This window comes from Pantoea sp. SGAir0184, from assembly GCF_043544755.1.
In genome coordinates this window covers 1,422,854-1,441,231 of sequence record NZ_CP028050.1, presented here as the reverse complement: position 1 = coordinate 1,441,231, position 18,378 = coordinate 1,422,854, and the positions used below count along the sequence as shown (strand labels likewise).

At 62.2% G+C, this 18,378-nt stretch carries 18 protein-coding genes; 7 read left to right on the top strand and 11 right to left on the bottom strand.

Features of this window, described 5'->3' with window-relative positions; translation table 11 throughout:
- Nucleotides 1-43: 43 nt before the first annotated feature.
- Entirely contained in the window at nt 44-1,180 is a 1,137-nt protein-coding gene (gene pdxB / locus C1N60_RS06675) for a 4-phosphoerythronate dehydrogenase PdxB (protein ID WP_394521564.1), read from the bottom strand.
- Nucleotides 1,181-1,237: 57 nt separating this feature from the next.
- The gene (locus tag C1N60_RS06670) at nt 1,238-2,017 is read right to left on the bottom strand and encodes an AraC family transcriptional regulator (protein WP_394521563.1); all 780 of its coding nucleotides are present in this window, start codon (nt 2,015-2,017) and stop codon (nt 1,238-1,240) included.
- A 95-nt stretch (nt 2,018-2,112) separates the two neighbouring features.
- Between C1N60_RS06670 and C1N60_RS06665 the strand changes: the two genes are divergently transcribed.
- Nucleotides 2,113-3,018: a DMT family transporter gene (locus tag C1N60_RS06665; RefSeq protein WP_058775826.1), complete on the top strand. Its 906-nt coding sequence runs from the start codon at nt 2,113-2,115 to the stop codon at nt 3,016-3,018.
- Here C1N60_RS06665 and C1N60_RS06660 read toward each other — a convergent pair.
- Both C1N60_RS06660 and tctD read right to left on the bottom strand, forming a co-directional pair.
- The gene (locus C1N60_RS06660) at nt 3,005-4,381 is read right to left on the bottom strand and encodes a sensor histidine kinase (RefSeq protein WP_058769889.1); all 1,377 of its coding nucleotides are present in this window, start codon (nt 4,379-4,381) and stop codon (nt 3,005-3,007) included. The genes C1N60_RS06665 and C1N60_RS06660 overlap by 14 nt on opposite strands.
- Entirely contained in the window at nt 4,372-5,043 is a 672-nt protein-coding gene (tctD, locus tag C1N60_RS06655; RefSeq protein ID WP_394521562.1) for a transcriptional regulator TctD, read from the bottom strand. Before tctD ends, C1N60_RS06660 begins: the two co-directional genes overlap by 10 nt.
- A gap of 132 nt (nt 5,044-5,175) precedes the next feature.
- Between tctD and C1N60_RS06650 the strand changes: the two genes are divergently transcribed.
- The 4 genes from C1N60_RS06650 (at nt 5,176) to flk (ending at nt 9,256) form a co-directional block, all read left to right on the top strand.
- Nucleotides 5,176-6,141, top strand: coding sequence for a tripartite tricarboxylate transporter substrate binding protein (locus tag C1N60_RS06650; RefSeq protein ID WP_241492952.1), 966 nt, complete (start codon nt 5,176-5,178; stop codon nt 6,139-6,141).
- An 11-nt stretch (nt 6,142-6,152) separates the two neighbouring features.
- Nucleotides 6,153-6,584, top strand: coding sequence for a tripartite tricarboxylate transporter TctB family protein (locus C1N60_RS06645; protein WP_021509169.1), 432 nt, complete (start codon nt 6,153-6,155; stop codon nt 6,582-6,584).
- Between the two features lie 12 nt (nt 6,585-6,596).
- Nucleotides 6,597-8,105, top strand: a complete 1,509-nt coding sequence (locus tag C1N60_RS06640; protein WP_058775828.1) for a tripartite tricarboxylate transporter permease — start codon at nt 6,597-6,599, stop codon at nt 8,103-8,105.
- A gap of 119 nt (nt 8,106-8,224) precedes the next feature.
- Nucleotides 8,225-9,256 carry a flagella biosynthesis regulator Flk gene (gene flk, locus C1N60_RS06635; RefSeq protein WP_394521561.1) on the top strand — a complete coding sequence of 344 codons (1,032 nt, stop codon included), beginning with the start codon at nt 8,225-8,227 and terminating at the stop codon, nt 9,254-9,256.
- 14 nt (nt 9,257-9,270) lie between these two features.
- Here flk and C1N60_RS06630 read toward each other — a convergent pair whose 3' ends face one another.
- A complete protein-coding gene (locus C1N60_RS06630) occupies nt 9,271-9,714 on the bottom strand; it encodes a rhodanese-like domain-containing protein (RefSeq protein WP_394521560.1) in 444 nt (147 codons plus the stop codon).
- A gap of 86 nt (nt 9,715-9,800) precedes the next feature.
- Between C1N60_RS06630 and C1N60_RS06625 the strand changes: the two genes are divergently transcribed.
- Nucleotides 9,801-11,219, top strand: a complete 1,419-nt coding sequence (locus C1N60_RS06625) for a MocR-like pyridoxine biosynthesis transcription factor PdxR (protein ID WP_394521559.1) — start codon at nt 9,801-9,803, stop codon at nt 11,217-11,219.
- A gap of 62 nt (nt 11,220-11,281) precedes the next feature.
- Here C1N60_RS06625 and fabB read toward each other — a convergent pair whose 3' ends face one another.
- Nucleotides 11,282-12,502, bottom strand: coding sequence for a beta-ketoacyl-ACP synthase I (gene fabB / locus C1N60_RS06620; RefSeq protein WP_021509164.1), 1,221 nt, complete (start codon nt 12,500-12,502; stop codon nt 11,282-11,284).
- A gap of 155 nt (nt 12,503-12,657) precedes the next feature.
- Between fabB and mnmC the strand changes: the two genes are divergently transcribed.
- On the top strand, nt 12,658-14,670 hold the full coding sequence (gene mnmC / locus C1N60_RS06615; RefSeq protein WP_394521558.1) for a bifunctional tRNA (5-methylaminomethyl-2-thiouridine)(34)-methyltransferase MnmD/FAD-dependent 5-carboxymethylaminomethyl-2-thiouridine(34) oxidoreductase MnmC: 2,013 nt from the start codon (nt 12,658-12,660) through the stop codon (nt 14,668-14,670).
- Between the two features lie 29 nt (nt 14,671-14,699).
- On the opposite strand, the gene C1N60_RS06610 is transcribed toward mnmC, so the two are convergent.
- From C1N60_RS06610 to aroC, 5 genes are all read right to left on the bottom strand, one after another.
- Complete coding sequence (locus tag C1N60_RS06610; protein ID WP_010617478.1) at nt 14,700-14,981, bottom strand: YfcL family protein; 282 nt, start codon at nt 14,979-14,981, stop codon at nt 14,700-14,702.
- 33 nt (nt 14,982-15,014) lie between these two features.
- Complete coding sequence (locus tag C1N60_RS06605; RefSeq protein ID WP_058758412.1) at nt 15,015-15,560, bottom strand: elongation factor P hydroxylase; 546 nt, start codon at nt 15,558-15,560, stop codon at nt 15,015-15,017.
- A gap of 66 nt (nt 15,561-15,626) precedes the next feature.
- A complete protein-coding gene (locus tag C1N60_RS06600) occupies nt 15,627-16,424 on the bottom strand; it encodes a sulfite exporter TauE/SafE family protein (RefSeq protein WP_021509160.1) in 798 nt (265 codons plus the stop codon).
- A gap of 9 nt (nt 16,425-16,433) precedes the next feature.
- Nucleotides 16,434-17,261 carry a penicillin-insensitive murein endopeptidase gene (gene mepA, locus C1N60_RS06595; protein ID WP_168715081.1) on the bottom strand — a complete coding sequence of 276 codons (828 nt, stop codon included), beginning with the start codon at nt 17,259-17,261 and terminating at the stop codon, nt 16,434-16,436.
- A gap of 5 nt (nt 17,262-17,266) precedes the next feature.
- Nucleotides 17,267-18,352 (bottom strand): chorismate synthase, encoded by a 1,086-nt coding sequence (gene aroC / locus C1N60_RS06590; RefSeq protein WP_394521557.1) that lies wholly within the window; start codon nt 18,350-18,352, stop codon nt 17,267-17,269.
- Between the last annotated feature and the right edge of the window lie 26 nt (nt 18,353-18,378).

Genomic DNA, 18,378 nt, shown 5'->3' with positions numbered 1-18,378 from the left:
AGGCGATGACATGCATCGCCCATTAATTCAGAAAAATCAGAGATTAGTGATTCGCCTGCAGCGTGGCGCTGAAGCCAAGCTGATTGAGCAGCGCCGCGCTCTCCGCCTCATCACAGATCACCTGCAGCGAAGACCACTCGCGGCGCTCGACATACTGCTTGCGCAGGCGATCAAATTCGCCCGGCTGCGCGGCCACTTTGCGCAGCGGCGCATCGTCGCGGCGCACATCATACACCAGATGCACCAGGCGTTTCAGCGTCGGCTGATCGAGCTTGCCGTGCAGCGTAAGGGTGCCAAACTCGGGGCGCGGCAGCAGCGTGTCCAGCGCCACCTGCTGCTGCTGACCGATAAATGCGCTCCACGCCTCAAATACCTGGGTGGTGCCGCGCGCTTTCCCTTCAAGGGTATAACCGGCGATATGCGCGGTGGCGATATCGACCTTGTCCAGCAGATCGAGGTTGAGATCCGGCTCCGGTTCCCACACGTCCAGCACCACGCTGAGATCGTTACGCAGTTTCAGCACCTCCAGCAGCGCGGCGTTATCCACCACCGGCCCCCGGCAGGCATTGATCAGAATGGTGTTGGGGCGCAGCGCCATCAGCAGCGCGGCATCCGCCAGATGCCAGCTTTTGTAGCGGCCGTCCTTAAACAGCGGCGTGTGAAAGGTCAGGATATCGGCCTGGGCCACCAGCGCGTCGAGCGAGTGGAAATCTTCGTCATCGCCGCGATCGGCGCGCGGCGGATCGCACAGCAGGGTTTTTACTCCCCACGCGGCGAGGCGTTTGGCCAGCCGTCCGCCCACGTTACCGACGCCGACGATACCCACGGTGCGATCGCGCAGATCAAAGCCGTCGCGTTCGGCCAGCAGCAGCAGCGCGGAGAACACATATTCCACCACCGCAATCGCGTTACAGCCCGGCGCGGCCGAGAAGCCGATACCGGCCGCCGCCAGCGAGGCATCATCGACATGATCGGTGCCAGCAGTGGCGGTGCCGACAAACTTCACCGGCGTGCCGGCCAGCAGCGCGGCATCCACTTTGGTGACGGAGCGCACCATCAGCGCGCTGGCATCCTGCAGTTCGGCTGCTGGCAGCGGGCGGCCCGGCACCGCCACCACCTCTCCGGTGCGGCTGAACAGTTCACGGGCGTAGGGCATATTTTCATCGACGAGAATTTTCACGGCGGCGGTCCTGTCTGCTTGAAATAAACGGGGCATATCATGGCACAAAGCCGGGGATTAACCTAACCGACTGCGATAGCGATCCGGCGTGGTGCCTGCCTGCTGTTGAAACATCACGATCAGCGCAGAGGCGGAGCTGTAACCCAGCTCGTGGGCGATGCCCTGCACGCTGCAGCCCTGCTCCAGCAGCGCGATTGCGCGCAGGAAACGTAAACGCTGGCGCCACTCGCTGAATGACATCTGCAGCTGCTGCTGACAGCGCCGCGCCAGCGTACGCTCGGTGGTAAACACGCGCTTCGCCCATTGTGCCAGCGTGGTGTTATCACCCGGGTTCTCTTCCAGCGCGCGCAGAATCGGCGCGAGGAATTTATCGTCGGACATCGGCAGATAGCTGGTGTTCACCGGTGCAAGACGCAGCCGATCAATCAGCACTTCGCACAGCCGCCAGTCGGCGTCGCTCTGCGGCTGCTCCAGCGCGCGGCGGGCAAAATCATTCATGATGGCGTGCACGATGGCGTCCACGCTTAGCAGGCAGGCTTTCACCGGCATGCCGGCGCATAAATCCGCGGCAAGGTTGAAGGTGCGAAACTGCGCCTGACAGTGGTTGTAGCTGCTGTGGCGCTGGCCCGGCGGGATCCAGATCGGCATTTCGGCCGGCGTCAGCAGCCGCTCGCCCTCCACTTCCATCTCCAGCACGTGGCTGGTGACGAATATCGCCTGGCCCCAGTCGTGCTGGTGCGGCAGGTATTCGGTTTTGGCGTTGGTTTGCTCATAGCGCATGAAAAAACGCAGCAGCGGCGCGTCGCGCGGTGGCTGATACTCAACCTGAAGATTCATTCTGTCCGGTCACTAACGAATTTTGTCCGATTTTAACTATCTGCTTTAAACCGGTCAAACGTAAGCTAGTCGCGATTTACATTTGGAGCCGTACTATGAACTTATTGTTACCGCTGGTGGCGGTGCTGATCTGGTCGATCAACACCATCGTCAGCAAGCTGTCTGCCGGCAGCATCGATCCTGCTGCCATCTCTTTTTATCGCTGGTTGCTGGCGCTGCTGGTGCTCACGCCGTTCTGCCTGCCGGGCGTATGGCGCCATCGTCACACCATCAAAACCCAGCTGTGGCGCTTGCTGGTGCTGGGCCTGCTCGGCATGGTGCTGTACCAGAGCCTCGCCTATTATGCGGCACACAGCGTTTCGGCGGTGATGATGGGGATTCTCGGCGCCACCATTCCGCTGCTGACCATCCTGCTCAGCCTGGTGGTACTGCGCCTGGCGCCGACGCGCGGCATTCTGATTGGCGGCCTGTTGTCGTTTGCCGGGCTGGTGTGGCTGGTGAGCGCCGGCAACCCGGCGCAGCTGCTGAGCCAGCGCCTCGGCAACGGCGAGCTGATGATGCTGGCAGCCTCAACCTCCTACGCGCTGTACGGCGTACTGACGAAGCGCTGGGCAATCCCGCTGCCGACGTGGCAAAGCCTGTACGTGCAAATCTTCTTCGGCGTGCTGCTGCTGCTGCCCGGCTTCTGGCACGCGCCGGAGGTGGCGCTGAACGCCGACAATATTCCGCTGGTGCTGTTCGCCGGGCTGTTTGCCTCGATTGTGGCGCCGTTCCTGTGGATCCTTGGCGTGCAGCGCCTCGGCGCCAGCACCACCAGTATTTTCATGAACGTGGTGCCGGTGTTTACCGCCATCATTGCCGTGCTGTTCCTGCACGAACAGTTGCATGCTTATCACTGGATTGGCGGCGGTCTGACGCTGGTCGGGGTGATTCTGGCGCAGCGGCTGAAAACCCCGCTGCGTAAAGCGCGCGCGATGACTCCGCCGATCAGCGAAAGCTAACCGTCACCCGCAGGCCGCCCAGCTGCGGGCTGCGGTCCAGCTGCAGCTGTGCGCCGTGCCAGGCGCAGATATCCTGCACCAGCGCCAGTCCAATGCCCGCGCCGGGCTGGCTGGCGTGATCGAGCCGGCCAAACGGCTGCAGCGCCTGCCGCTGCTGATCCGCCGCGATGCCCGGCCCGCTGTCTTCAATCTCCAGCACCTTTTGCCGCAGCCGCGCGGTCACCGTGCCGCCGTGTGGCGTGTATTTGATGGCGTTGTCCAGCAGATTGGCGCACAGCTCGGCCAGCAACAGCGCATCGCCCTGCACCTGGCTCGCCGCCTGCTCTTCAAACCCCAGGTCGATCTGTTTACGCCGCGCCGCCGCATAACCGCTAAAACAGGCCTGCTGCACGATGTCGCTCAGGTTAACCTCACTGAAAGGCTTGTCTTCGCCGTGGCGCGCCTTGATTTGCGCCAGCTGCAGCAGGCGATCGGTGAGCTGAACGGTGTCGTCCAGCGTGTGGCGCATGCCCTGCAGGCTTTCGCGCCACTGCTGCGGGTCGTCGCTGCTGAGCGCGACGCCAACCTGGGTTTTCAGGATGGTGAGCGGCGTGCGCAGCTGGTGCGACACATCGGCGCTAAAGCGTTCCTGCCGCGCCAGCAGCCCGCGCAGCCGCTCCAGATGGCGGTTGAAGGCGACGATCAGCGGCTGCAGTTCGGACCACGGCAGCAGCGACGGCAGCGGCGTCAGTTCGCCCGGCGCGCGGCGCAGCATCATGCGCGATAGCCGGCGCAGCGGGCGCAGCACTTTCCGCAGCAGCAGCCCGGCCAGCAGCAACGTGATCAGCACCAGAAAACTCTGGCTGATCAGCGCGGTGCGCAGCAGACTGTCGGCAAAGGCGTGGCGTGAGTTAAGCGTTTCGGCCACCAGCACCAGCGCCATGCCCTGCACGCCTTCCTCGTTCACCGGCTGCCACAGCGCGGCCACGCGAATCGGCTGCTTGCGGTAGTGCGCATCGTAGAAATGCACCAGCGCCGGATAGACATCGGACAGCGGGGCGTTGCCCGGCACCAGCGGTAAATCAGGGTAGCCGGACAGCGTGTGCCCTTCAGGCGAAATCACCTGGTAGAACAGCTGGTCGTTCATGTTGCGCTCAAAGCTGTCCAGCACCACCCACGGCACATCCACCTCCAGCCGCTGATGACGTACCACCAGCCGCTCGGCCACGGTGCGCGCCGAGGCCAGCAGCGAGCGATCGTAGGCCTGATTTGCCGCCTGCAGCGCGCTCTGATAGTGGGTGTAGACCGATAATCCCCACAGCAGCAGCAGCGGCACCCCCAGCCATGCCAGCAATTCGCCGCGCAGCGAGTGAATCAGTCGCACGGCTGAACCTCGAGGCTGTAACCGAGCCCGCGCAGCGTGACGATCGCCACGTCGCTGCCCGCCAGCTTTTTACGCACCCGATGCACATACAGCTCAATGCTCTCCGGGCTGGCCTCATCCGCCAGCGTGAAGGTCTGCTCGTACAGATGCTGGCGCGACACCGGCCGCCCCGGACGCTGCATCAGCGTCGATAGCACGCTGGCCTCGCGCGGCGTCAGCGGCAGCGGTTTGTGATTCAGCAGGAAATAGCCTTCCGCATCGCGCTCCAGCTGGCCAAGGCTTTGCGTCTGCGTTGCCTGCCCCTGGCTGCGGCGCAGCAGCGCGCGCAACCGCGCGTCCAGCTCGTCCAGCTCAAACGGTTTAGTGAGGTAATCATCGGCGCCGGCATTCAGTCCCTGGACGCGCTGCTGCAGCGCGCTCTGTGCGGTGAGCAGCAGCACCGGCACGTGTTGCCCACGCCGGCGCAGGCGCGCCAGCACCGCCATTCCATCCAGCCGCGGCAGCGACACATCCAGCACCACCAGCGCATAGTCTTCGCTTTGCAGCACATGGTCCGCCGCCACCCCGTCGGCCACCCAGTCCACGGCGAAGCCTTTTTGCGTCAGCGCTTTCTGCAGCCAGTTGGCCAGCTCCACGGTATCTTCCACCAGTAAGAGACGCATATCACATCCTGTTAGTTTTGCCGATGGCTGAAAGGTAAATGAAAGGTTGCTGTTTTAACAATTCAGCAACCCCGAATGTTCGGTGGCAATCACACTCTGGAAGAAACAATGGAGCGACAGATGAAAAAAACAATGCGCACCGCCTTTGCCACAACCCTGCTGGCTTTTTCCCTCGCGGCGGCTCAGGCCGCAGCACCCGAGCGGACCGAATGTATCGCCCCGGCCAAACCCGGCGGCGGTTTTGATCTGACCTGTAAACTGATCCAGGTTTCCTTGCAGGAAACCGGGCAGATCACCACGCCAATGCGCGTAACCTACATGCCGGGCGGCGTCGGTGCCGTGGCCTATAACGCCATCATTGCGCAGCGACCCGCCGAAGCAGGCACGCTGGTGGCCTTCTCCGGCGGGTCGCTGCTGAACCTGTCGCAGGGCAAGTTTGGCCGTTATTCGGTGGATGATGTGAAGTGGCTGGCGGCCGTCGGCACCGACTACGGCATGGTGGCGGTACGCGCCGATGCACCGTGGAAAACGCTGGGTGAGTTGCTGGCGGCGATGAAGAACGATCCGACCAAAGTGGTGGTTGGTGCCGGCGCCTCCATCGGCAGCCAGGACTGGATGAAAACGGCGCTGCTGGCGCGGGAAGCCGGTATCGATCCGCGCAAAATGCGCTATGTGGCGTTCGAAGGCGGCGGCGAACCGGTTACCGCGCTGCTCGGCAACCACATCCAGGTGGTATCAGGCGACATGAGTGAAATGGTGCCCCATCTGCAAAGCGGCAAGATGCGCGTGCTGGCCGTGATGAGCGATAAACGTTTGCCGGGCGAACTGGCTGACATCCCGACCGCCAAAGAGCAGGGCTTTAACGTCGAGTGGCCGATCATTCGCGGCTATTACCTCGGCCCTAAAGTCAGCGACGCCGATTATCAGTGGTGGGAACAGGCGTTTAAAAAACTGGTCACCACCAAAGAGTTTCAGCAGCAGCGCGATCTGCGCGGTCTGTTTGAGTTCAACCTGTTCGGGAGCGAGCTGGACGCCTACGTGAAAAAACAGGTGGCTGACTATCGCGAACAGGCGAAATCCTTCGGCCTGGCGAAATAACGGAGGCGCACATGAGCGATCGTATTTTTGCTGCCGTCTGGCTGGTGCTGTGCCTGGCCGGACTGTTTATCGGCTGGCAGATTCAGAGCGAGTACAGCTACGAACCGGTTGGCCCGCGCCCTTTCCCGCTGCTGCTGCTCGGGCTGATGGCGATCTGCGCGGTGATGATGCTGCTGCGCAAGCCGGACAGCGTGCAGTGGCCGGTGGCCTCAACGCTGAAAAAGCTGCTGGCGCTGTGCGTAATGCTAATTGTCTACGGCTGGCTGTTTGAGCGTCTTGGTTTTGCCCTGTGTACCACGCTGCTGACTTTTGGCATCGGCATGCTGTTTGGTGCGCGCTGGTGGGCGGCGGCGCTCTCCGGCGCGGTAATGGGCATTTCACTGTTCTACGCCTTCGATCATCTGCTGGATGTCACCCTGCCCTTCGGCAGCTGGCTGAGCTAACGGGAGTCACTTATGGATACCTGGTCTTTTCTGATGCAGGGCTTCGCCGTCGCCATGACGCCGGAAAACCTGATGATTGCCCTGATAGGCTGCTTTATCGGCACCATCGTCGGCCTGCTGCCGGGGCTTGGCCCGATTAACGGCGTCGCAATTCTGATGCCGCTGGCGTTTGCGCTGCACTTACCGGCGGAATCCGCGCTGATCCTGCTGGCAACGGTGTACATCGGCTGCGAATATGGCGGGCGCATCTCGTCGATTCTGCTTAACGTGCCGGGGGATGCCGGGGCGATCATGACAGCGCTGGATGGCTATCCGATGGCGCAGCAGGGCAAAGCCGGCGTGGCGCTGTCGATCTCGGCGGTCAGCTCGTTCATCGGCTCGACCATTGCCATCATCGGCATCATTCTGTTTGCGCCAATCCTCGCCAACTGGTCGCTGGCGTTTGGTCCGGCAGAGTATTTCGCGCTGATGGTGTTCGCCATTGCCTGCCTCGGCAGCATGATGAGCCACAACCCGCTGAAGTCGTTCCTCGCTGCGCTGATTGGCCTCGGCATGGCGACGGTGGGCGTCGATGCGAATACCGGCGTCTATCGCTTTACCTTTGACAGCGTGCATCTCTCAGACGGCATCCAGTTTGTGGTGGTGGTCATCGGCCTGTTCTCGGTGAGCGAAATTCTGCTGATGCTGGAGTCCACCAGCAGCGGCCAGAAGATGGTGCGCGCCAGCGGCCGCATGCTGTTCAATATGAAAGAGGCGGCACAGGCCACCGGCGCGACGCTGCGCGCCTCGTTCATTGGCTTCTTTGTCGGCGTGCTGCCAGGTGCCGGTGCCACCATCGCCAGCGCCATTGCCTATATGAGTGAGAAGAAAATCAGCGGCAGCGATCAGTTTGGCAAGGGTGACATTCGCGGCGTGGCAGCGCCGGAGGCCGCGAACAACGCCTCAGCCTGCGGATCGTTTATCCCGATGCTAACGCTGGGCATTCCCGGCTCCGGCACCACGGCGGTGATGGTCGGCGCGCTGACGCTGTATAACATCACGCCCGGTCCGGCGATGTTTACCGAGCAGCCGGACATCGTCTGGGGGCTGATCGCCGCACTGCTGATCGGTAACGTGATGCTGCTGATCATGAACATCCCGATGATCAACATCTTTGCGCGCATGCTGACCATTCCGCTGTGGTTCCTGGTACCGGCAATTGCCGCGATTTCGGCGGTGGGCGTGTATGCGGTGCACAGCACTACGTTTGACCTGCTGCTGATGGTCGGGCTGGGTATTTTCGGCTATATCCTGCGTAAGATGGATTTCCCGATGTCGCCGCTGATTCTCGGCTTTGTGCTGGGCGAAATGCTGGAGCAGAACCTGCGCCGCGCGCTGTCAATCAGCAACGGCAACCTGCCAATTCTGTGGGAAAGCCTGATCTGTAAAGTGCTGCTGGTGCTGGCTGTCGCCGTGCTGGTGGTGCCGCCGCTGTGGAAGCGCTGGCGTCGCAAGCGCATGAAGCTGGCCGCCGCAGAATAAATCCGTGTCTTATTGTTTTTCTCCCTGCCGCCCCCGTGGATTTCCCGGGGGCTTTTGCTATCATGTGCCATCGTTTTTCCGGCGCACCCGGATCTGACTCGTTTTTCAAGGATTCCGCCATGCAACCTCTCAGCGGTCCCGGTGTGCCCGCGGGCGATCGTTCATCTGTTAACCCGGCTAACGGCGCAGGCCGCCCCGGCGCTGCGGCAGGTGAACAGCCGCTCTCCCCGGCCCAGCGCACCACGCTGGAACGCCTGATCGTCCGTATCATGTCACTCAGCACGCTGAAAGCGCCCGAACTGTGGGCTGGCATCCGTCATGAAGTGGGCGTAAAAAATGACGCCGAACTGCAGTCGCGCCACTTTCCGGCGGCCGAGCAGCATCTTAACAGCCGTCTGACCCAGGTGCAGAACAGCCACGCCACGCGCCAGCTGTTGCAGCAGCTGCTGGAAAAACTGCCGCAGGGCAACAATCGTCAGGCGGTGAGCGACTTTATCCGTCAGCAGTTTAATCAGACGGTATTGAGCGCGCTGAGCCAGGATCAGCTGCGTCAGGTGCTGACCATGCTGCAGAACGGTCAGATGGCAATCCCGCAGCCGCAGCAGACGCGCACTACCGATCGCACCCTGTTACCGGCCGAACAGCAGGCGCTCAACCAGCAGGTCACGCGCCTTGCCGCCGCGACCGGGGAATCGCCGGTAAAAGTGCTGGCCGACACGCTGAAACTGGTCAATCTGAAAAGCGGCGACCCGGTTCCGTCGCGCCACTTCCCACTGCTGACGCAGTTTTTACAGGTGCGCCAGACGCTGAGCCAGCACAGCGCGCCGACGCTGCAGCTGCTGGAAAGCTCGCTCAAACAGCCGCTGAGCCACGACGAGCAGCGCATGCTGGAGGATTACAGCCTGCAGCGCTTCCAGGCCACGCCGCAGACGTTGCTGACGCCGGCGCAGAGCCAGGATCTGCTGATGCTGCTGTTCAGCCGCCGCGCCGAGCGCAACAGCGAAACGCCGCTGGCCGACAGCGAGCTGCGTCCGCAGCCAATCTGGGCACCGTTTGTCGAAATTCTGCCGCGTCCACTGGCGAAGCGCCCGGCGCTGACGCTGGTGCTCGGCCTGGCGCTGTTCTTCTTTTTGCTCTGGCTGCTGCTGTAGTTAAGCCATCGCGCTCAGCAGCCGCACTTCGCCGCGGGTGCCGCGGCGGGCCACTCGCCTGCCGCCACGCCCCACGCCATCGGGTGGCCGTCGCGCTTCCAGAAATCCAGCCCGCCAATCAGCTCTTTAACCTGAAACCCCAGCTCAGCCAGTTTTAGCGCTGCTTTGGTCGAACCGTTGCAGCCGATGCCGTCGCAGTAAGTCACATAGACGCGGTGACGATCGAGCCGCGCGGTGCTGGCTGCATCCATCTCGCGATGCGGCAACGACAGCGCGCCGCAGATATGTCCGGCCTGATACGCGTCGCGGCTGCGGGCATCAATCACCACAATCTGCGTGACGCCCTGCGCCAAATCCGCCGCCAGATCCCAGGCATCGGTGTAATAGCTGAGTTTGTGCTGCAAATAAGCCACGCTGTGCTGCGGGCTGGCGGGCGGATAAAACAAAACGGCTGACATGGCATTCTCCTGTTGTGATGTCCCTGCAGTGTACGGCAAAGTGGTCTGCATCCTGATACCACTTTGACTGTAGCGATAAGACCATTATGCAGCACGCCTTTTTGCCACTGTTTCGCCATCAGACGCAGGGCGGTTTACGTCAGCGGCTGTGCGCCACGCTGCGCCAGGCCATTGTCAGCGGCCATTTGCGCTTCGGGCAGAAGCTGCCTTCGAGCCGCCAGCTGGCTGCCGATCTGGCGCTGTCACGCGTGACGGTTGAAGCCGCTTACAGCCAGCTGGAGAGCGAAGGCTACGTGCAGCGGCACAGCGGACGCGGCACCTTCGTCGCTATCGCCCTGCCGCCACCGGCGGAAAAGGCGACAGCGCAGCGCGCACCGCGCTTTTCGCAGCGCGGCACGCAGGTGCTGGCGACCGGTGGCTGCCAGGATCCCCCTTTTCCCCTTGCCTTTGCCGCCGGATCACCGGAACTGCGCGCGTTTCCGCACCGCCAGTGGCAGCGGCTGAGCCACAGCGTACAGCGCGCGCTGGGCAGTCAGGTGATGGGCTATGGCGATCCGCTCGGTTATGCGCCGCTGCGCCAGGCGGTGGCGGATTATCTGGCGCTGTCGCGCGGCGTGCGCTGTACGGCTGAGCAGGTCATCATGCTCACCAGTTCACAGCAGGCGCTGCAGCTGCTGGCGCTGATGTTTCTGGATGCAGAGGATGAAGTGTGGCTGGAGGAGCCGGGCTACCGTGGCGCGCGGAACGCCTTTCTCGCCGCCGGTGCCCGCTGCCGCGCCATGCCGCTGGACGATCAGGGCGCGCAGCCACTCAGCGGCCGGGCGCAACTGGTGTATCTGACGCCCGGCCACCAGTATCCGACCGGCACACCGATGAGCCTCGCGCGGCGGCTGCAGTGGCTGGCGTGGGCACGTCAGCACGATAGCTGGCTGATCGAGGATGACTACGACAGTGAATTTCACTATGACGGTCGCCCGGCGCCGGCGCTGCAGGGCATGGAAGCCGATAGCCGGGTTATCAGCCTGGGGACCTTTTCCAAAACCCTGTTTCCATCGCTGCGACTGGCGTGGATGGTGGTGCCCGCGGCGCTGGTGACGGCGCTGGGTCGCGCACGCAGCGTACTTGACGGCCATAGCGCCCTGCTGCCGCAGGCGATCACCGCCGAATTTATCCAGCAAGGCTATTTCGCCAGCCACCTGCGGCTGATGCGTCAGCTCTATCATAGCCGGCGCGATCGGCTGCTGGTGCAGCTGGAACAGCATCTGCAGCCGTGGCTGCGGCCGCTGCCAGCGACAGGCGGGTTGCAATTGACAGTTGAGTTATTACAGGGAGATGAGGCGCGGCTCACACACCTGGCGCAGGCAGACGGTCTGCTGCTGCCGCCGCTGTCACCCCTTTACGCCGGCGCATCGCCACAGCAGGGCTGGATACTCGGCTTTGCGGCGTTGACGCCCGGCGAAATTGACCGCGCCTGCGCGAAGCTGGTAAGGCTGCTGGCAACCTGAATCCATCAGCGACAAAAACCACAAAGGCCGGATTAACCGGCCTTTGAGCATTAGCGTAAGCGTTACGCCTGGTATTTACGCAGGGTCAGCGTGGCGTTGGTGCCACCGAAGCCGAAGCTGTTGGACATCACCGTGGTCAGCGCTTTTTCGGTTGGCTGCGTCACAATGTTCATGCCTTTCGCTGCATCATCCAGCTGTTCCACGTTAATGCTTGGCGCGATGAAGCTGTGCTCCAGCATCAGCAGGGTGTAAATCGCTTCCTGCACGCCTGCCGCACCCAGCGAGTGACCGGTCATGGCTTTGGTCGCAGAGATGTATGGCGTGTTGTCGCCAAACACTTCGCGAATCGCGCCCAGCTCTTTCACGTCGCCGACTGGCGTTGACGTGCCGTGAGTGTTGAGGTAGTCGATTGGCGTATCCAGACCCTGCATCGCCATCTTCATGCAACGCACCGCGCCTTCGCCTGACGGTGCCACCATGTCAGCGCCGTCAGAGGTTGCGCCGTAGCCGACGATCTCAGCGTAGATGTGGGCACCACGCGCCAGCGCATGCTCCAGCTCTTCCACTACCACCATACCGCCGCCGCCGGCGATCACGAAACCGTCACGGCTGGCATCGTAAGTACGCGACGCTTTTTCCGGGGTTTCGTTGTATTTCGTCGAGAGCGCGCCCATGGCGTCGAACTCACAGGCCATTTCCCAGCTCAGCTCTTCGCCGCCGCCAGCAAATACCACATCCTGTTTGCCCAGCTGAATCTGCTCTACCGCGTTACCGATGCAGTGTGCCGAGGTGGCGCACGCCGAGCTGATGGAGTAGTTGACGCCGTGGATTTTGAACGGCGTGGCCAGGCAGGCAGAGACGCCGGACGCCATCGCTTTGGTCACTACGTATGGGCCAACGCCTTTCAGGCCGCGCGGGCCACGCATCGCGTCGGCACCGAACACCTGATAACGCGGGGAACCGCCACCGGAACCGGCAATCAGACCGACGCGCGGGTTGTTCTGGTACTGCTCATCCGTCAGGCCGGAATCTTTGATTGCTTCTGCCATCGACAGATAGGCATAGATTGAGGCATCACTCATGAAACGCACGATTTTGCGATCGATGAGCCCGTTAGTGTCCAGTTTGACGTTACCCCATACATGGCTGCGCATGCCGGCATCTTTCATCTCTTCGGAGAAAGTGATTCCGGAACGGCCTTCACGCAGGGAAGCCAGCACTTCCTGCTGGTTATTACCAATACTGGAAACGATACCCAGGCCAGTAATCACTGCACGTTTCATTCAATAGTCCTCATTCCACTTCTTTTGGATTGACGTGCACTCTAGCTTACAGTTGTACGCCGAACAAGTCCGATCAGCCATTTCCTTTTGTAAATTTGCGTCATGTGACGCCACTCGCTAAAATCGCGCCACTGCCTGAAAAATGAGCCTTTCCCGTGAAGTTATCCCCGGTTGAACACGCGCAATTAAACTGGAACGATCAGGGTACACCTGTTTCCCGAGCGTTCGACGACGTCTATTTCTCCAACGACAACGGACTGGAGGAGACGCGCTATGTGTTCCTCGACGGTAACCATCTTCCGCAGCGATTTGCCGCACATCCGCGCGATCTGTTCATCGTTGCCGAGAGCGGTTTTGGCACCGGACTCAACTTTCTTACCCTGTGGCAGGCGTTCGATCGCTTCCGCGCCGCCCATCCGCAAGCCGGCTTGCGCCGCCTGCACTTCATCAGCTGCGAAAAATACCCGCTGACCCACGCCGATCTGGTGAGCGCGCACTCGCACTGGCCGGAACTGGCCCCGTGGGCCGGACAGCTACAGCAGCAGTGGCCGCTGGCCCTGCCCGGCTGTCAGCGCCTGCTGTTCAATGGCGGCGAGGTGACGCTGGATCTGTGGCTGGGTGATATTAACGCGCTGATTGATACTTTTGATGACAGCCTCAACGGCCAGGTTGACGCGTGGTTTTTAGATGGCTTCGCGCCGGCGAAAAACCCGGAGATGTGGACGCCTTCGCTGTTCGCCGCCATGGCGCGGCTGGCGCGGCCCGGCGGCACCTTCGCCACCTTTACTTCGGCGGGCTTTGTGCGGCGGGGCTTACAGCAGGCCGGGTTCAGCGTGGCGAAGCGCAAAGGCTTCGGCCACAAGCGTGAAATGCTGACCGGCTTGCTGGACAGCGCCCCCGGGCAGCTAGCGGCTCAGCCGTGGTATGCGCGTCCGCAGGCAGCCAGCCGCGAGGTGGCGCTGATTGGCGGCGGCGTGGCCAGCGCGGTGCTGGCGCTGGCGCTGCTGCGGCGTGGCTGGCAGGTTACGCTGTACTGCGCCGATGCCGCCCCGGCGCTCGGCGCATCGGGTAATCGTCAGGGCGCGCTCTATCCGCTGCTTAACCAGCACGATCCGGCGCTCGCCACTTTTTTCCCGGCGGCATTCAGCTTTGCCCGTCGCCTGTACGATGCGCTGCCGGTGATGTTCGAACATCAGTGGAGCGGCGTGCTGCAGCTCGGCTGGGATGCCAAAAGCGCGGAGAAGATCGCGCAGATGCTGAGCATGGATCTGCCGCACGAGCTGGCGCACGGCGTCAGCCCGCAGCAGGCGCAACAGCTGGCCGGCGTCGATCTCGACTGCGGCGGTATTTTCTATCCGCAGGGCGGCTGGCTGTCGCCGTCACAGCTCACCAGCAATCTGCTGGAGTATGCCCAGACTCAGGGACTGCGCATGCACTGGCTGCATCGCGTGACGCAACTGGTCCGCCAGCAGGCAGGCTGGACGCTGCAGTTCGCCCAACAGCCTGCGGTAAGCCATCAGCAGGTGGTGCTGGCCAACGGCCATGCGCTGCAGGCGATCGGGCAAAGCCGCGATTTGCCGGTGTATGCGGTGGCCGGTCAGGTCAGCCATGTGCCGACCAACGCGGCGCTGAACCCGCTGCGCACCGTGCTGTGTTACGACGGCTATCTCACCCCGGTCAGCCCGAACTTTGCCACGCACTGCATCGGTGCCAGCTACCATCGCGGTGAAACGACAACCGCTTTCCGCGCCGACGATCAGCAGGAGAATCGCCAGCGGCTGATTAACTGTCTGCCGCAGGTCAGCTGGCCGACGCAGGTTGACGTCAGCGCTGATGAAGCGCGCAGCGGCGTGCGCTGCGCCACGCGCGATCACCTGCCGATGAGCGGCAGCGTGCCAGATTACGCGGCGACGCTCAGTGAGTATGAGGATTTACCGGCGCAGCGCGCGCGCGGCGAGCAGATTGCGGAAGCGCCGGTGCATCCCGGCCTGTTCGTGCTTGGCGCACTGGGGTCGCGCGGACTGTGCAGCGCACCGCTGGCGGCAGAAGTGCTGGCGGCGCAAATGAGCGGCGAGCCGCAGCCGCTGGACAGCAGCACGCTGGCGGCGCTGCATCCCAACCGTTACTGGGTGCGCAAATTGCTGAAAGGGAAAAAGGCAGGACGCTAAAGCGCGGGGCGAGCGATCGCCCCGGCCAGTCAGGCAGTGAGGCGCGCCTGGGTAAACAGGTTATCCCACATGCCCACTACCAGCGCCTGGTCGCGCGGCGACAGCTCACCGGCGGCGATGGCGTTTTGCAGGCTGTTGGTGACCTGAATTTGCAGCGCTTCCGGCGTGTGTTCGCCGCTCTGCTCAATTTCCGCTACTGCCAGCGTCAGATGGCCACGCAGATAACCGCTGGCAAACAGTTCGTCGTCGCTGGCGTGTTCGACCATATCGTCAATCAGCGCCAGAATGCGGGACTCGAATTCTACGATCATCTTCTCATCATCCTTCATTTATCGGAGTGCGGCTCACAGATCTTCCGGCCACGGAAACTGTGCCGCCGTCAGTGCAGGCGTACCATAATAGCTGGCTAACGCATCAATAAAGCGCGCCGGACGCGCCGGAATGCCGTGCTGCAGATAATGCATTACCTGTGCATGCACCTTGCGCTGAAACGCGATGCGATCCGGTTCACAATCGCCGTCGAGATTGTCACAGCTGACGTTGAAGGGAAAGCCGGCTGCCACACAGAACAGCCACTCCAGCGCCTGCGGCTTAATCTCCACCGCTTCAAACTGGCCCTGCGTTTGCGCATCGCGCCCGTCCGGGCAGTACCAGTAACCAAAATCCACCAGCTTGCGCCGCGCTTCACCGGCAATACACCAGTGCGAAATTTCGTGCAGCGCGCTGGCGTAAAAGCCATGGGCAAACACCACGCGGTGCCACGGTGAGGTGTCATCCGCTGGAAGATAAATAGGTTCATCATCGCCTTTAATTAGACGCGTCTGAAAATCCTCAGCAAAGCAGCCGTCAAAAATCTCCACCAGCTGCTGATAATGGTGCTCTTTACTCATAATATTTTAATCTTTAAACAAACCGCCGCCATTGTCGCACTGGCGGCCGGTTTTGACGAGTGCGGATTACAGTGCGGCAAACCAGGCGAGAATGACACTGCCGTGGCTGTCCCACAACAGCTTAGCGCTCATCACGGCAGACACCGTCACCACCATCGGGCGAATCAGCTTCTGACCGCGGCTCAGCACCAGCCTGGCGCCGAGGCGTGCGCCAATAAACGCCCCCAGCAGCATAATCACGCCGGTGCCCCACACCACCTTGCCGCCGAACATAAAGAACAGCAGACTGGCGAAGTTGGAGGTGAAATTTAGGATTTTGGCGTGGGCGGTGGCTTTGGCCAGATTGAAGCCGCAAAGCGTGACGAAGGCCAGCGCATAGAACGAGCCGGCACCCGGGCCGAAGAAGCCATCGTAAAAGCCGACGCAGCCGCCGCCCACCAGCGCAAACGCCAGGCCGTGCAGACGCTGCTCGCGATCGGCCTCGCCAAGACGCGGCATCAGCAGGAACCACAGCCCGATGCTGATCAGCAGCAGCGGCAGTATCTGGCGCAGTATCTCAGCCTGAATATGCTGAATCAGCAGCGTTCCGCCAATCGCGCCGAGAAAGGTCATGGCGATATTCAGCCGCTGCTCGCGCAGTTTCACCGCGCCGCGCCGCACAAAATAGAGGCTGGCCGAGAAGGAGCCGCCGACCGATTGCAGCTTGTTGGTCGCCAGCGCCTGCGCCGGCGAAAGACCGGCCGCCAGCAGCGACGGCACGGTCAGCAGACCGCCACCGCCGGCGATGGAATCAATAAAGGCCGCCAGCACCGCGACCAGAAACAGCACGCCAAGCACGATCGGACTGACAACAAACAGATCCATCTCAGGTTCCTACAGTAGATGCTTATCAAGTAACGCCTGGCAGGAAGGCGGCAACGGCGGCGGCGACTTCTTCACCGGCGGCGTAGTGCCCGGCTTCTTCGGCAGGAACCAGCTCTCCAGCTCTGCGCCGCAGCCATCACCCGGCGGCGGTGGCGCCTGATCTTCACACTCCAGGCTGCCCGGCGGACAGCGCAGGCGCACGTGCATGTGTGCCCGGTGGGCGAACCACGGCCGCACTTTGTGGAGCCACGCACGATCGCTACCGGCATCGGCACAAAGCTGCTTTTTAATCGCCGGATTGACGAAGATGCGCGTGACGTCGTCATCTTTCGCCGCCAGCTTGATGAGACTGTCGATCTGCGGCTGCCAGTGACGCGCGATCACCTGACGGTCGTCCGGCCCAACCAGATCGAGCGGCTGCGGCTTCAGCAGCTGCTGTGCCGTCCAGCGGCTCTGCGGCAGCTGCAGCCAGATATCCACGTCGAGACCGGTCTGATGGCTGGCGTGGCCGCTGCTAAAGCGTCCGCCGGCGGCCATGCCCATATCACCAATCAGCACCTGGCCCAGCTGCAGCTGGTGCGCCTGGGTGCTGAGGCGCTGGATAAAGGCGATCAGGTCCGGATGGCCGTAATAGCGTCGCTGATCCTGACGCATCACCTGATAGTTAGGCGAGTTGAGCGGCAGCTGCTGCGCCCCGACGATACAGCCGTTGGCAAAGCTGCCGATGGACTGCGGGCTGCCGGCAATCGGTTGATGGATTTGCTGCCACGGCGTGGCAGCCAGGCTGACCGCACTGCACAGCAGCGCGGCAAGGGAGAGTAACAGGCGGCGTATCATGCGGCTTACCAGCGCGGGACGCTGCTGTTGACGTCAGCGTTCTGCCCACGCTGGCGCAGCAGGTGATCCATCAGCACAATCGCCATCATTGCTTCCGCGATCGGTACCGCGCGGATGCCGACACAGGGATCGTGACGGCCTTTGGTGATCATCTCCAGTTCCGCGCCGTCGCGGGTGATGGTGTTGCCCGGCACGGTGATGCTGGAAGTGGGTTTCATCGCCAGGTTGGCGCTGATGGTCTGGCCGCTGCTGATCCCGCCGAGAATGCCGCCGGCATGGTTGCTTTGAAACCCGTTGCTGCGGATTTCATCACGGTGCTGACTGCCGCGCTGGTTAATCACCGCGAAACCATCACCGATCTCCACGCCTTTCACCGCGTTGATGCTCATCAGCGCGTGCGCCAGGTCGGCGTCGAGGCGATCGAACACCGGCTCACCGAGGCCCGGCGGCACGTTTTCGGCCATCACCGTGACTTTGGCACCGATGGAGTCGCCCTCTTTTTTCAGCGCGCGCATCAGTTCGTCCAGCGCATCGAGTTGGTCGGCATCGGGGCAGAAAAACGGGTTATCTTCCACGATACTCCAGTCTTTCAGTTCGCAGGCGATGTCGCCAATCTGCGCCAGATAGCCGCGCACCACGATGCCGTGCTTCATCTGCAGATACTTTTTAGCAATGGCACCGGCCGCTACGCGCATGGCGGTTTCGCGGGCCGAGGAGCGGCCGCCGCCGCGATAGTCGCGCAGACCATATTTCTGTTCGTAGGTGTAATCCGCATGGCCGGGACGGAACAGATCTTTAATCGCGCTGTAATCCTGCGAACGCTGGTCGGTGTTTTCAATCAGCAGACCGATGGAGGTGCCGGTGGTGACGCCTTCAAACACGCCGGACAAAATCTTCACCTGATCCGGCTCGCGGCGCTGGGTGGTATAGCGCGAAGTGCCGGGACGACGACGATCGAGATCGTGCTGAATATCGGCTTCGGTCAGCGGGATGCCGGGCGGCACGCCATCAACAATGCAGCCAAGCGCAATACCGTGCGACTCGCCAAAGGTGGTAACGCGAAAAAGTTGTCCGATGCTGTTTCCGGCCATGGGGGTTCCTTGTTGCGATGTTGCGG